General features: G+C 76.8%; 9 protein-coding genes. 7 read left to right on the top strand and 2 right to left on the bottom strand.

From position 1 onward, the window contains the following. Positions 1 to 167: 167 nt before the first annotated feature. Positions 168 to 2,396 (top strand): RecQ family ATP-dependent DNA helicase, encoded by a 2,229-nt coding sequence (locus tag ACYVGT_RS24135; protein ID WP_460862654.1) that lies wholly within the window; start codon positions 168 to 170, stop codon positions 2,394 to 2,396. 132 nt (positions 2,397 to 2,528) lie between these two features. On the opposite strand, the gene ACYVGT_RS24130 is transcribed toward ACYVGT_RS24135, so the two are convergent. Continuing rightward, on the bottom strand, positions 2,529 to 3,428 hold the full coding sequence (locus ACYVGT_RS24130; protein WP_460862652.1) for a carbohydrate kinase family protein: 900 nt from the start codon (positions 3,426 to 3,428) through the stop codon (positions 2,529 to 2,531). Positions 3,429 to 3,703: 275 nt separating this feature from the next. Here ACYVGT_RS24130 and ACYVGT_RS24125 point away from each other — a divergent pair, with 275 nt between their 5' ends. The 6 genes from ACYVGT_RS24125 (at position 3,704) to ACYVGT_RS24100 (ending at position 11,221) form a co-directional block, all read left to right on the top strand. Continuing rightward, on the top strand, positions 3,704 to 6,448 hold the full coding sequence (locus ACYVGT_RS24125; RefSeq protein WP_460862650.1) for a bifunctional acetate--CoA ligase family protein/GNAT family N-acetyltransferase: 2,745 nt from the start codon (positions 3,704 to 3,706) through the stop codon (positions 6,446 to 6,448). A 445-nt stretch (positions 6,449 to 6,893) separates the two neighbouring features. Then, the gene (locus ACYVGT_RS24120) at positions 6,894 to 7,469 is read left to right on the top strand and encodes a DUF5998 family protein (protein ID WP_460862702.1); all 576 of its coding nucleotides are present in this window, start codon (positions 6,894 to 6,896) and stop codon (positions 7,467 to 7,469) included. 538 nt (positions 7,470 to 8,007) lie between these two features. Then, a complete protein-coding gene (locus ACYVGT_RS24115) occupies positions 8,008 to 9,174 on the top strand; it encodes an alkaline phosphatase family protein (RefSeq protein ID WP_460862646.1) in 1,167 nt (388 codons plus the stop codon). Between the two features lie 113 nt (positions 9,175 to 9,287). Continuing rightward, entirely contained in the window at positions 9,288 to 9,749 is a 462-nt protein-coding gene (locus tag ACYVGT_RS24110; protein ID WP_460862644.1) for a peroxiredoxin, read from the top strand. 21 nt (positions 9,750 to 9,770) lie between these two features. Further along, on the top strand, positions 9,771 to 10,559 hold the full coding sequence (locus tag ACYVGT_RS24105; RefSeq protein WP_460862642.1) for an enoyl-CoA hydratase-related protein: 789 nt from the start codon (positions 9,771 to 9,773) through the stop codon (positions 10,557 to 10,559). Between the two features lie 8 nt (positions 10,560 to 10,567). Continuing rightward, positions 10,568 to 11,221, top strand: coding sequence for an MBL fold metallo-hydrolase (locus ACYVGT_RS24100; RefSeq protein ID WP_460862639.1), 654 nt, complete (start codon positions 10,568 to 10,570; stop codon positions 11,219 to 11,221). A 686-nt stretch (positions 11,222 to 11,907) separates the two neighbouring features. Here the strand turns inward: ACYVGT_RS24100 and ACYVGT_RS24095 are convergent. Further along, positions 11,908 to 13,829, bottom strand: a 1,922-nt coding sequence (locus ACYVGT_RS24095) for a CHAT domain-containing protein (RefSeq protein WP_460862637.1), incomplete at its 5' end; no start/stop codon positions are given.

Genomic DNA, 13,829 nt, shown 5'->3' with positions numbered 1-13,829 from the left:
TGCCGGCAGCCGGCAGCCCGGCCTCTGGGGCAGCGCGGCCGCGAAGCGGGCACCGGCCTCCGGTCGGCTGCGCACGCCCGGCCCGGCCGCCCGCGTGCCCGCCGGGCTGTCCACAGGGTGCGCCGATGCCGGGCGGGCGGTCGGCCCCGCTCTGGTACCAAGGAGGCATGGTCTCCTCCGACGCCCCGTCCGCCTCCGCGGCTGCAGAGTCCTCTCCCCCCGCGGACCCCGGTGCCGCCCCCGGTGCCCCCGGGGGCACCGGCAGCGCCACCGGCTCCGCCCCCGCCCCGGGCGCGGAGGCGAGCGCGCTGCGCGCGTCGGCCGAACGCCACCTCCGCGCCCTCGCGGGCGACGGCGCCCGCCTCCGCGACGACCAGTGGCGCGCGATCCACGCCCTGGTCGCCGAAGGCCGCCGCGCCCTCGTCGTCCAGCGCACCGGCTGGGGCAAGTCGGCCGTCTACTTCGTGGCCACCGCGCTGCGCCGGGCCGAGGGCGCCGGCCCCACGGTGATCGTCTCCCCGCTGCTGGCGCTGATGCGCAACCAGATCGCCGCCGCCGAGCGGGCCGGCATCCGCGCGCGCACCGTCAACAGCGCCAACCTCACCGAGTGGGAGGAGATCTACGACGCGGTCGGCAGCGGCTCCGTGGACGTCCTCCTGGTCAGCCCGGAGCGGCTGAACAACCCCGACTTCCGGGACCGCGTGCTGCCGCGGCTCTCCGCCGACGCCGGCCTCGTCGTCATCGACGAGGCGCACTGCGTCTCCGACTGGGGCCACGACTTCCGCCCCGACTACCGGCGCATCCGCACGCTGCTGCGCGAGCTGCCGGCCGGCGTCCCGGTGCTCGCGACCACCGCCACCGCCAACGAGCGCGTCACCGCCGACGTCGCCGAGCAGCTCGACGCCGGCGGTGAGACCCTCGTGCTCCGCGGCGGCCTGGACCGGGAGAGCCTGCGGCTGTCGGTCGTCGACCTGCCGGACGGCTCCGCCCGGTGGAGCTGGCTCGCCCAGCAGCTGGCCGAGCTGCCCGGCTCCGGCATCGTCTACACGCTCACCGTGTCCGCCGCCGAGGAGACGGCGGCGTTCCTCGCCGAAAGCGGATACGAGGTGCGCGCCTACACCGGCCGCACCGAGCCCGAGGAGCGCCGCAGGGCCGAGGACGAACTGCTCGGCAACAAGGTCAAGGCGCTCGTCGCCACCAGCGCCCTCGGCATGGGCTTCGACAAGCCCGACCTGGGCTTCGTCGTGCACCTGGGCGCGCCCCAGTCGCCGATCTCCTACTACCAGCAGGTGGGCCGCGCCGGCCGCGGCACCGACTCCGCCGAGGCGGTGCTGCTGCCCGGCCGCGAGGACCGGCAGATCTGGGCCTACTTCGCCGGGCTGTCCTTCCCGCCGGAGGAGACCGTCCGCCGCACCCTCGGCGCGCTGGAGGAGGCCGGCGGGCCGCTGTCACTGCCCCGCCTGGAGACCCTGGTCGACCTGGGCCGGTCCCGGCTGGAGCAGATGCTCAAGGTGCTCGACGTCGACGGGGCGGTGCAGCGCACCCGCGGCGGGTGGGTGTCCACCGGCGCCCCGTGGACCTACGACACCGAGCGCTACGCCGCCGTCGCCCGCGCCCGGGAGCGCGAGCAGCAGGCCATGCTCGACTACGCCGGCACCACCGGGTGCCGGATGGAGTTCCTCCGCGCCCAGCTGGACGACCCCGGCGCCGTCCCCTGCGGCCGCTGCGACAACTGCACCGGCGCGCACCGGTCCGCCGACATCGATCCCGAGCGGCGCCGCGCCGCGGCCGCTGCGCTGGACCGGCCGGGCGTGCCGATCGCGCCGCGCCGCCAGTGGCCGACCGGCATGGACCGGCTCGGCATCGCCGCCACCGGCAAGATCCGCGAGCCGCTGCGGGCCGCCGAAGGGCGCGCGCTGGCCCGCCTCACCGACCTGGGCTGGGGCACCGAGCTGCGCCGCCTGCTCGCCGACGGCGCGCCCGACGAGCCGGTCGGCGAGCGGGTCCTCACGGCCCTGGTGGAGGTGCTCGCCGCCTGGCCTTGGGAGCAGCGCCCGGCGGGCGTCGTCGCGATGCCGTCGCAGACCCGGCCCCGGATGATCGCCGACCTCGCCGAGCGGCTCTGCCGCCTCGGCCGGCTCGCGCCGGTGGGCACGCTCACTGCGGAGGCGCCGGTCGGCCCGCGCCGGCACAACAGCGCGCAGCGGCTCGCGTCGGTGTGGGGCGCCTTCTCCGCCGGCCCCGAGATCCACCGGGGCCTGGCAGAGCTGGACGGCCCGGTGCTCCTCGTCGACGACTACACCGACTCCGGGTGGACGCTCGCCGTAGCCGCCCTGCGCCTGCGCGAGGCGGGGGCGCAGGGGGTCCTCCCGCTGACCCTGGCGGCCACCTCGTAAGGCGGTGGTCCGGTCAGGGGCGGTCCAGAGCCGGGCGGGGGCTCCGCCGCGGCCGAGCGCGTGGAGCGGATCCGCTCCACGCGCCGGGGCCGGCCGGGAACCGGCCGGCCGGGCGAGACCGCGGTGCGGCGCTCAGTTGCCGAGGTCGGGGCGCGCACCGGGCTGGTGCAGGGCCCGGGCGGCCAGCGCCTGCGAACGGGCCAGGGCGTCCTTGGGGTGCTTGCCGGACAGCCAGGACGGCAGGAACCCGGCGATGAACGCGTCGCCCGCACCGATCGACCCGGGGGAGGGCTCCACCGGCTCGGCGGGCACCCGGACGATCTCGTCCCGGCCCTTCGCCGCCCACAGCGCGCCCTCGTCGCCGAGCTTCACCACGACCGCCGGGAACCACGCGGTGAGCACCTTCGCGGCGGCTTCGGGGTCGTCCCGGCCGGTCAGCACCTCGGCCTGCCCGGGGTTGGCGAACAGCAGCCGGGCCCCGTTGGTCCAGTCCAGGAAGTTCTCCGCGCCCGCGCGCTTGAGCGGCGCGTGCGAACCGCCGTCCACCGAGATGGACATGCCCGACTCGCGGGCCATCCGCAGCGCCATCCGCGCCGCACGCCGGGAGTCCTCGTGGATCAGGGTGTAGCCGGAGAGGTGCAGGTGGCCGTCGGGGCCGAACACGTCGCGCGGGAGGTCCTCGGGCTGCAGCCGGGCGTTGGCGCCGCGGTCGCTGAGCATGGTCCGGTCGCCGCGGTGGGTGATCATCACGACGCAGGTGCCGGTGGGCCGCTCCGGGTCCATGACCAGGCGGGAGTCGATCCCGTAGCCCATCAGCTCCATCTCGCGGGTGCGCCCGGTGATGTCGGAGCCGCGCCGCCCCACGAAGGTGGTGTCGGTGCCCTCCATGGCGAGCCACGCGGCGACGTTGGCACCGGACCCGCCGCCGTAGGTGATGACCGATGCGGGCGTATCACTGCCGCGGGCGAGCGCGTAGTACGCTCGCGCGACGGAGTCCGTCATCAGATCACCGATCACGACGACTCGTGCCATTGCGTCTGCCACCACCTTGCGATCCCGCCGTGAGGGGGAGAGTCTGCGCGCGTCCCGATACCCCTGCGTCAACGGACCGGGAGGCCGTCCGGTTCCGGCTGACGAGCGTGTGTCCAGAGACGTTAACAGTTCCGGGATGGACGGCGGGTAACGAAGCGGCACAGTCCGGTCACGGGCGGACGGCGCCGCCGCCGTCCGTCCGGAGCCGGTTCCGGACGCGCATCGCAGACCCTCCCGTCCCCCACGGCCGCACCGATCTCGTCTAGGCTCAAACCGTGCAGCCATACCCGAACCACTGGGAAGCCGACGTAGTTCTCACCGACGGCGGGACCGCGCACATCCGGCCCATCGCCGCCGAGGACGAGGACCTGCTGCGCTCCTTCCACGCGCGCCTGTCCCCGGAGACGATCTACTACCGGTTCTTCGCCCCGTACCCGCGCCTGTCCGACCGCGACGTCCAGCGCTTCACCCACGTCGACTACGACGAGCGGGTCGCGCTCGTGGCCACCATCTCCGGCGTGATGGTCGCGGTGGTCCGCTATGACAAGATCAGCCCGGACGAGGCCGAGGTCGCGTTCGTCGTGGAGGACGCCCACCAGGGCCGGGGCCTCGCGTCGGTGCTGCTGGAGCACATCGGCGCCGCGGCCCGCGAGCGCGGCGTGCGCCGCTTCATCGCCGACGTCCTGCCGGAGAACCGGCGGATGATCAACGTGTTCCGGGAGGCCGGCTACACCGCGGAGCAGACCTTCGACGAGGGGGTCATCCGGCTCACCCTCGACCTGGAGCCCACCGACCACTCCGAAGAGGTCATGCGCGCCCGCGAGCAGCGCGCCGAATCGCGCTCCATCGCCCGGCTGCTCTTCCCCGCCTCCGTCGCGGTCATCGGCGCCAGCCGCACCGCGCACACCATCGGCCAGACCGCGCTGCGCAACCTCCTCGCCGGCGACTTCCAGGGGCCGGTGTACCCGGTGCACCCGGAGGCGCACGCCGTCGCCGGCGTCCGCGCCTACCCCAGCGTCCTCGACATCCCCGACGCGGTCGACCTGGCGGTCGTGGCCGTCCGCGCGGACATGGTCACCGAAGTCGTCCAGGAGTGCGCCGCGAAGGGCGTGCACGGCCTGGTCGTGGTCAGCTCCGGCTTCGGTGAGGTCGGCCCCGAGGGCAAGGCCCGCCAAGAGGAGCTGGTGCGCACCGCGCGCGCCGCGGGGATGCGCGTGGTCGGCCCGAACGGCCTCGGCGTCGCCAACACCGACCCGGCGGTCTCGCTCAACGCCACGCTGTCGCCGCACACCGCGCCGCGGGGCCCGATCGGCTTCTTCTCGCAGTCCGGTGCGCTGGGCCGCGCCATCATGCAGCGGGTCACTGAGCGCGGCATCGGCCTGTCCACCTTCGTCTCGGCCGGCAACCGCGCCGACGTGTCCGGCAACGACCTCATCCAGTACTGGCAGGAGGACCCGGCCACCGAGGTCGTCCTGCAGTACATGGAGTCGCTCGGCAACCCGCGCAAGTTCACCCGGCTGGCCCGCCGGCTCGCCCAGCAGAAGCCGGTGGTGGCCGTGCAGAGCGGCGGCTCCTCGCGCGGCGTCCCCTCCGGGCACGCGGCCGGCCCGATCGCGCTGCCCGACTACGCGGTGACATCGCTGTTCGAGCAGGCCGGCGTGGTGCGGGTGGACGACATCACCCAGATGTTCGACGCCGCGCAGCTCTTCGCCTACCAGCCGCTGCCGGCCGGCCCGCGGCTGGCCATCCTCGGCAACTCCGACTCGCTGGGGCTGCTGGTCAAGGACGCGGCCGTGCGCAACGGACTCAAGCCGCACGACCCGGTCGACCTCGGTCCCAACGCCACCGCCGAGGACTTCGACCGGGCGCTTTCGGCGGCGCTCGCCGATGATGCGGTGCACTCGGTCGTCGTCGTGTTCATTCCGGCCCTCATCCCCATCTCCGACGACGTCGCCGCAGTGGTGCGCTCCCGCGCGGCGGCCTCGGAGAAGCCGATCCTCACCACCTACCTCGGCCACCAGGGGCTCCCCGAGGAGCTGCGCCAGGTGCACGCGGACGGCACCACCGCGCGCGGCTCCGTGCCCTCCTACCTCGCGCCGGAAGACGCGGTGCGCGCCCTCGCCCACGCCACCCGGTACGCCCTGTGGCGCCGCCGCGACCCCGGCCGCCACCCCGAGCTGGCCGACGTGGACGGGGCGGCCGCGCGCGCCGTCATCGACGCCGCGCTGGCGGAGCGCGCCGGCGACGGCCCGGACGAGGGGGGCGGCGAGGAAGCGCGGCCCGTCTGGTTCACCTCCGAGCCGGTCCACCGCGAAGAGACGGCGATCCCGGCCGAGGCAACCCGCGACCTGCTCGCCTGCTACGGCATCGAAGTCCATCCGCACCTGCCGGTCGCCACCGCCGCCGAGGCCGAGCGGGCCGCCGAGCAGCTCGGCTACCCGGTCGTGGTCAAAGCCAACGCCCCCGACCTGCGGCTGCGCGCCGGCGGCACCGGGATCCGCGCCGACCTGCGGAGCCCGGCCGACGTCCGGGGCGCGTTCACCGCGCTGCACGACCGGCTGGGCGGCGACGCGATGCTCGTCGTGCAGCGCATGGTGGTGCCGGGTGTGCCGGTGGTGGTGCGGGCCGGCGACAACCCCTCGTTCGGCGCCGTTGTCGGCTTCGGGCTGGCCGACGTCACCGCCGAGCTGCTCGATGACCGGGCGTTCCGGCTGGCGCCGCTGACCAACACCGACGCCGCCGACCTGGTGCACGCCGTGCGCGCGTCGCCGCTGCTGTTCGGGCTGCCCGCGGGGGCGACGTCACTCGCCGAGCAGCCCGACGTCGAGGCGCTGCAGGACCTGCTGGTGCGCGTGTCGCGGCTCACCGACGCGTTCCCCGAGGTCGGCCACGTCGACCTGGACCCGGTCACGGTCAACGCCGACGGCGCGCACGTGCTCGGCGCGCGGATGTGGCTCCGCACGCCGCCGGAGATCCGCCCCGACTCGGGCCCGCGGCGGCTGCGCGGTGTCGCGTTCTGACGCGCCGCTCGGTGCCCCGGCCGCACGGGCACGCGCCCGGTTAGGGCGGCCGCCGGAGCTGCGGGCCGGTGCGGTCAGGCCGGCTCGGGCTGCGGCTCCGGGTCGGGTGGCAGTGGCCCCGGTCCGGGACCGGGCCCCGGCTCGGGGCCGGGCATCGGGCCGGGCCCCGGCATCGGCGGTTCCGGCGGGACGGGGTGCGGCGGCCCTGGCGGCCCTGGCGGCCCGGGCCGTTCGGGCGGCATCGGCGGCTCGGGCGGCAGCGGCGGATACGTCCCCGCGGGCCGCACACGCGCCGCCGGCCAGGAGGCGGTCTGCGTGAGCGCTGTTGCATCCATGCCCCCGCCTGTACCCGGTCCGGGCGGGGGCTACCCGCCGGCCGGGGGGGATCGGGGTGCGATCCACGGCTGGGAGAGGGCAGGATGGGAGTATGAGGAAAACGCCTGCCGTGTCCACCGACTGGCGCATGGAGATCGAGCGCAGCGGGTACTATCCGGGCCTCGTGATCGATGCCGTCGCCTCCGCCCTGGGCCGCGAGGCGGCCGACGCTTTCGTGGTGCACCACGAGGCCACGTTCGACCCGGCGATGGAGATGCGCCGGCACATCACGGTGCTGCTGCTCACCGCGACCCGGCTGATCGTCTGCCACACCGACGAGCATCCGGCGGGGGAGAGCGGCGACCGGCCGCACGCCTCCACCACCACCGACGCGATCCGGCTCGGCAACATCCAGTCGGTCGCGCTCACCCGCGTGGTGGCCGACCCGGCCAACCACGTGTCGGGCACCCTGCCGGCCGAGGCGGTCCTGAGCATCAGCCTGAACGTGAACTGGGGCGCGGTCGCCCACGTCGACCTGGAGCCCGCGGGCTGCGCCGACGAGTCGTGTGAGGCCGACCACGGCTACACCGGATCGATCACCGCTGAGCCGCTGACCCTGCGCGTCAGCCAGACCGCCGACGGTCCCGACGCCGTCGCCGGCCTCGTCGACTTCGCCGACGTCCTCTCCGACGCCACCGCCCGCTAGCCGGACGGGGCGCGCCCCGGGCCCCGCCCTGCCCCCGCGGGCCGGCCATCCCCTTCCCGCCCGCCGCAGGCGCCCGCCCACCGCCGAACCCGGCCCGGTCGGCGCCCCGGCCCGGAGGCGCGCCCGAGTGTCGCTTCCGCGCGGTCCCCGGCCGCCCCATCGCCGGGAAGGTCGGCGGTGCTCAGCAGCCCCCGGCTCCGCCGCCCCGCGCGCAGCTCCTGGCGGACGAGGCCTCCGTTTCCGGAGCGGCTGCCCGGCGCTCGCCCGGACGGGGCGGCCCGCGGCTGGTGAGCCACCGGGGGAGATGCGCCTTCCCCGGTGCACGCCAGGGCTTGCGAAGTGCACTCCGGTGCCGGGAGCGCCGACACGCGGCCGCCGGCCGCGGCGGGGACCGCGGCCCAGCCGGGCCAGCGAGCGGGCGGTTGTGCGGGAGCGGTGGCTGGGCGGGGCGGCGCGGCCGGCGAGCGGCTTGTCTGGCGGGGGAGGGCCTGGTTCCCTGGGACGGCCGCACGGCCCGCACGCGACCGCAGGAGGCCCCATGACCGCCGATGGCAGCGCCGTTCCCGGCCTGGGAGGGTTCGAAGAGCCGCGGTACGGCGCCGGTGCGCTGACCGACGTGGCGCCGTCCGTCCTGGCCTCGCTCGGCGTACCCGGAGAGCCGAACGTGCTCGGCCTTCCGCCGGCGCGGCGGGCCTGTGTGCTGCTGGTCGACGGGCTCGGCTGGGAGCAGCTCCTTGCGGCGCGCCGGCATGCGCCCTTCCTGGCGTCGCTGCTCCCCGGCGAGGGGGGCGCCGGAGGGCCGATCACCGCCTCGTTCCCGACGACCACCGCCACCAGCCTGACCAGCCTCGGCACCGGGACGGAGCCCGGCCACCACGGCATCGTGGGCTTCAAGGTGGCGGTGCCCGGCAGCGGCCTCGTGCTCAACCAGCTCACCTGGGACCCGTCCGTCGATCCCGAAGAGTGGCAGCCCTGCGCCACCGCCTACGAGCGGGCGGAACGCGCCGGCGTCGCCGCCGCCTACGTCGGCCCGGCCGCGTTCGAGGGCAGCGGGCTCAACCGCGCCTGGGCACGCGGCGGCCGGCACGTCGGTGCCGAGAGCGCCACCGACGTCGCCGTGCACGCGGCACAGGCACTCGCCGCGGCAGACCGCTCCTACGTCGTGGCCTACCACTCCGACCTCGACTCCTACGGCCACCTGTTCGGCGCCGGCTCCGAACACTGGCGCACCCACCTGGGCATGGTCGACCGGCTCGCCGAGCGGCTCGCCGCGCTGCTGCCGCCCGGCTCCGCGCTCTACGTCACTGCCGACCACGGCATGGTCGACATCGACCCGGCGCTCCGCATCGACCTCGACGCCGAGCCCGCACTCCAGGAGGGCGTGCGGGTGCGCGCCGGCGAGGCGCGCATGCGCCAGGTCTACACCGCCGCCGGCGCCGCCGCCGATGTGCGCGCCGCCTGGTCCGAACGGCTCGCCGGCCACGCCGACGTGCTCCTGCGCGACGAGGCGATCGCGGCCGGCTACTTCGGTCCGGTCGACGACCGCGTCCGCCCGCGGATCGGCGACGTCGTCGCCCTCGCGCGGGGCTCCGCCGCGCTCGTCGCCACCCGCTCCGAGCCCTTCGAGAGCTCCCTCGCCGGCCAGCACGGCTCGCTCACGCCGGCCGAACTCCGCATCCCCCTCCTCCGCGCCGCGCGCGACTGACGGGCCGGGGCAGCGGCAGAGGCGGCGGTGAGAGGCCGCCGGGGAGAGGGCGGCTGCCGTGCGTCGGGCGGGTCGGCCGTGCCGGACCGCGGGGCGTGGCATACCGTTGCACCGTGGACATCGGCGACCAAGCACCGGATTTCGCGCTGCCCGACCAGAACGGGGAGATCCGCACGCTCGGCGGGTTCCTCGCCGGCGGGCCGCTCGTGCTGTTCTTCTACCCGGCGGCGATGACGTCCGGCTGCACCGCGGAGAGCTGCCACTTCCGCGACCTCGCCGCCGAGTTCGCGGAGCTCGGCGCGCACTGCGCCGGCATCAGCCCGGACAGCGTCGACCGGCAGGCCGAGTTCGACACCGCCAACGGACTCGGCTACCCGCTGCTCTCCGACACCGACGGCACCGTGGCGCGCCGCTACGGCGTGCGGCGCACCCTGCCTGGGCTGGCGGCGCTCGCCCCCACCCGGCGCACCACCTTCGTCATCGGCGCGGACCGCGCCGTGCTGGCGTCCATCAGCAGCGAGATCCGCATGAACGCGCACGCCGACGGCGCCCTCCACGCCCTCCGCTCCCGCTGACGCTGCCCCCGAAGGACCCCTGTGCCCGATACCGACACCGCCCCGCTGGTGCGCAGCACCACCCACCGGGGCATCGCCACCGTCGTCCTCGACTCCCCGCGCAACCGCAATGCCCTGTCCGCCCGGTTGCGCACCGAACTCGCCGCTGCGCTGGCCGCAGCGTCGGGCGACAGCGCGGTCCGCGCCGTCGTGCTGACCGGCGCCGGGCCGGTGTTCTGCGCCGGCGCCGACCTCACCGAGGCCGCGGCGCAGGCGGCCGTCGCACCCGAGTACGCTGCCGCACCCGGAATGGCCGACCTGTTCGCGCAGATCATGGACGCCCCCAAGCCGGTCGTGGCGCGGCTCAACGGCACCGCGCGGGCCGGCGGGCTCGGGCTGGCCGCGGCCGCCGACATCGCGATCGCCGAGGAAGACACCCGCTTCGCCTTCAGCGAGGTGCGGGTCGGCGTCGTCCCCGCCACCATCTCGGTCCCGGTCCGGACCCGGATGGCGGACCGGGCCGCCACCCGCTATCTCCTCACCGGCGAGGAGTTCGACGGCCGCACCGCGGCCGCCACCGGGCTGCTGACCGAGGCCGTCCCGGCAGGCGGAGTGGACGGCGCAGTCGGCGCCGTCCTGGAGAGCCTGCGCTCGGCTGCGCCCGGGGCGGTGGCCGGGACCAAGCAGCTGCTGGCGTCCGCGACCGCGGCCGAGCGGGCCGAGCGGACGGCGCAGATGGCAGCCCTGTCCGCGCACTACTTCGCCGGCGCCGAGGCCGCCGAGGGGCGTGCCGCCTTCCTGGCGAAGCGCCCGCCGCGGTGGGTGCTGTAATGGGGGGCGTGAGCTACTCAGGAGATACGCGGGTCGGCGGACCCGCGGACACACGCGAGCTGACCGACATCACCATCACCAAGCTCTCCGTCGGCCCCATGGAGAACAACGCCTACCTGCTGCGCTGCAAGCGGACCGGCGACGCGGTGCTGATCGACGCCGCCGCCGAGGCCGACCGCCTCCTCGAACTGGTCGGCGACGGAGGCATCACCCGGGTGGTCACCACCCACCGGCACGGCGACCACTGGCAGGCGCTGGCGGAGGTCGTCGGAACCACCGGTGCGCGCACCGTGGCCCACCCCGACGACGCGGGGGAGCTTCCGGTCTCGGTGGACGACTCCGTCGAGCACGGCGGCCGGATCCCGCTGGGCAGCACCGGCCTGGGAGTCATCCACCTGCGCGGCCACACCCCCGGCTCGATCGCGCTGCGCTACGACGACCCGGCCGGAGCGGTGCACCTGTTCACCGGAGACAGCCTCTTCCCGGGCGGCGTCGGCAAGACGCCGGACACCGCGGCGTTCCGCTCCCTGCTGGACGACGTGGAGCAGCGCCTGTTCGGTGAGCTCGCCGACGACACCTGGGTCTACCCCGGCCACGGCAAGGACACCACCCTCGGCGCCGAACGCCCCAGCCTGCCCGAATGGCGCGCCCGCGGCTGGTGACGGCTGCTGCCGCCAGGCCCCGCAGGGGCGCGCCCGCACCCCGCGCCGCGGGGACGGCCCACCGCACGGGCGCGCCTCTGCCCCGCACCGAGCCGCCACTCGCCCCCTGCGCCCGTTGAGCCGGGGAGGCCGCCGGCCTCGGTGCCTGCCGCACCGGCGCGGCCGCTCATCGGCGCTGCGGCCGCGCAGGTCGCCCGGCCAGGCCATTCGCCTCCGTGCCTGCGGTGAGCGGGCGCTGCTTCCTCGCGCCGCAGGTGCACGGCCGGGACGCTCCGCGGCAGTGCGGCCGCGGGAGGCGTTCCTGCGAGGGATGCCGCTGCGGTACGTGCGGTGCGGGCGGCGGTACTGAGGCCGGGGAGAGGGGCGCAGGTCGCCCCCGGCCTGGGGGCGGCCCCGGCCCCCGGGAGACTCCCAGCGCTGCTGCGCTGCCCTCCTCGCGCCTGCCGGCCCGATCGCCCCGGCAGCCGGTCTGCGGGAGAGGCTCTGACTACCGCCCAGCTCTGCGGGAGAGAGCGGATCGCCGCCCAGGCCCCCCCGCCGGCGCCGGCTGTGCACCCGCTCGGCGGAACCCGCGGGTTCCGGGGCCGGCGGAACCGTGCCGGAAGCCCGCGCGCCGAGGGTGCCGGAGGTGGGATGCAATGCGCCGGGAGGGTGGGCCCCGCCCCGCGGGTCGGGGCCCACCGCGGTCAGGCGGGGGCGCGGACGTAGCAGCAGAATCCCAGGTGGGCGAGGTGGTCGGCGACGGCGCGCGGCGCGGGAACCCCAGCGGCGAGCGCGGCGTGGAAGGCCAGCATCGGGCCGGTGGTCGCCGCGTCGGGGAGCGGGACCGGTGCGGCGACCACCGCCCGGCTGCCCCGGGCGAGCAGCGCCGCGGGCAGGCCCAGCGGGGTTCCGGACGGCGCGGCCCCCGGGCCCGTCCAGCACGAGGAGAGCACTGCCACCCGCGGGGCGCGCGGCAGCAGTTCGACGTCGTAGGCCGTCAGCGGGCCGTCTGCCAGCTGCACCGCGGACAGCATCGGTGCGCCGGGCGGAACCGCGCCGTGCCCCGCCAGATGGACGACGGCCACCCGCGGCAGGGCTTCCAGCACCGCGCCGGTGCGTGCGGCGGCGCCGGTCAGCGCCACGGCGCCGGGCAGCGCCGCCGCGATCCGCGCGACCTCGTCCGCGGCCCCCGGGAGGCCGGGGCCGCTCACCAGCATCGGCGCGCCGCCCGCTGCGGGCGCCGGGCCGGCGGCCGGGCCGGACAGCACGCTCACGGCGCGGCCCTCCAGCGAGGGCAGTACGCCCCAGGGAAGTCCGGACAGCCCGCCGCCCGGCAGGACGAGGAGCGGGCGGCCGCCCACCGCGTCGGCGACCGGTCCCAGCAGCAGGCGGTCGACCCGCTCCGCTGGGCGCTGCGGCGCCCGGCGGCCCTGCAGGGCGGCCTCACTCAAGCAGAACGCAAGCGCATCGACGGCGCCGCCGACCTCCTCGCGCGGGGGAAGGGGGTGCACCCGCACCCGGCCGTCCACGACGGTCACCGCCGCGCGGGTGCCGCCGGCATCGAGGAATGCCGCCACCGCGCCCTCGGCCGACCAGGCTGCCAACCGGTCAGCGGTCGCCGCCTGCGGTGCATGCCCGGCGGGCGCCGCAGGACGGCACTGGTGCACCTGCGCCGAGAGCGGTGCGGCACGCCCGGACCGCAACCGGGCGAGGGTGCTGTGCCAGCGCCGCTCGGTGCAGGCGCCGCCGTTCTGGCCCGGCCCCGCGGCGAGGACCGCCCACTCCAGCGCATCGGCGCCGCGGCCGTCCCGCAGGGCCCGCGCGAGTGCAGCGCCCGCGACATCCCGGTCCGGGTGGGCCGCAGACACCTCCAGGTGCTGGGGCGGCCGGCCGCCGGAGAGCAGCAGGCGCGCCCGTGCGTGGTCGCCCGCCGACGCGGCCCGGACGGCCCGGCGCCTGCGCCGCACCGGCTCGGAGCGGTGCCCCCACAGCGGGGCCGTCACGGCGATGCGGCGCGCCGCGCTCCCCGGCGCATGCTGCGATGCCCACTCCAGGTGGCGGGCGAGCCCGGCCCATGCCGAGCCGCGGGGCGCACCGTGCAGCGCGCGGCGCGCCAGCTCGCGGGCTGCGGCACCGTCGCCCTGCGCGAGCCGGTGCTTGGCGTTGAGCAGCAGGTGCGCGGCCCGCTCCACGCCGACGAGCGGCAGCGCGGAGGCGCGCTGCAGCTGCCCGGCAGCCTCATCCGGCAGCCCCGCTGCGAGCAGGGCATCCGCCCGGTCGACGGCGAGCGCGCCGGCCTGGCGCCCCTGCCGCCGCGCTCGCGCTTCCGACGCGTCGAAGCAGTCCAGGGCGCGGTCGACGGCGCCGCGCTGTGCCCACGCGCACCCGGTGTTCTGCAGGAGCGCCGCGTGCAGCAGGCTCAGCCCGGCGGCCGCGGCCTGGGCGCTGGCCCGGTGCAGGTCGTCCAGCGCGGCCGATGCGCTGCCGCGCTGCAGCAGCGCGAGGCCCCGGTTGCCGAGCAGGGCCGGGCGCAGGTGGCCGCTCGGCGGCGGATCCGCTGGGCGGCCGGCGGCAGGGCCGGCGCCGTCCGCAGCGGGCAGGACGGCGCGGGCGGCGTCGAACGCGG

It is taken from the genome of Nocardiopsis coralliicola (assembly GCF_054779695.1).
This window is presented reverse-complemented; position numbering and strand designations above follow the sequence as displayed.

What these genes read in the sequence shown, in the direction of transcription:
- ACYVGT_RS24115 (WP_460862646.1), top strand. Translation starts at nt 8,008, where the DNA reads ATGACCGCCGATGGCAGCGCCGTTCCCGGCCTGGGAGGGTTCGAAGAG.
- ACYVGT_RS24135 (WP_460862654.1), top strand. Translation starts at nt 168, where the DNA reads ATGGTCTCCTCCGACGCCCCGTCCGCCTCCGCGGCTGCAGAGTCCTCT.
- ACYVGT_RS24130 (WP_460862652.1), bottom strand. Translation starts at nt 3,428, where the DNA reads ATGGCACGAGTCGTCGTGATCGGTGATCTGATGACGGACTCCGTCGCG.